Annotated in this window: 1 protein-coding gene; it reads left to right on the forward strand. The window is 61.6% G+C overall.

All coding sequences use genetic code 11. The annotated features are described in order from the left end of the window. Window positions 1–123: 123 nt before the first annotated feature. Window positions 124–352 (forward strand): hypothetical protein (locus tag PUR26_RS34455; RefSeq protein WP_329867999.1); only part of this gene is annotated, 229 nt, incomplete at its 3' end.

A 352-nucleotide genomic window follows, 5' to 3' on the forward strand; every position in this document is an offset into this window, starting at 1 on the left:
GGTGGGGGGGGGGTGGGGGGTTGGGGGGGGTGCGGGGGGTCGGGGTGCGGGGGGTGGGGGGGGGGGGGCGCCCGGGGGCGGGCGCGGGGGGGGGGTGGGGGGGGGGGGGGGGGGGGGGGGGGTGTGTGGGGGGGGGGGGGGGCCCCCCCCGCCCCCCCCCCCCCCCCCCCCCCCCACCCCCCCCCCACACCCCCCCCCCCAAAACCAACAAACAAACAACCACCAAAACAAAAAAAAAAAAAAAAAAAAAAAACAAACAAAAAAAAAAAAACAACAAACAAACAAAAAAAAAACAACAACCCCCACACCCCAAAACAAAAAAAAAAAAACAAAAAAACACAAAAAAAAAAAA

It is taken from the genome of Streptomyces sp. SP18CS02 (genome assembly GCF_036322365.1).
In the GTDB taxonomy this organism is placed as follows: Bacteria; Actinomycetota; Actinomycetes; order Streptomycetales; family Streptomycetaceae; genus Streptomyces.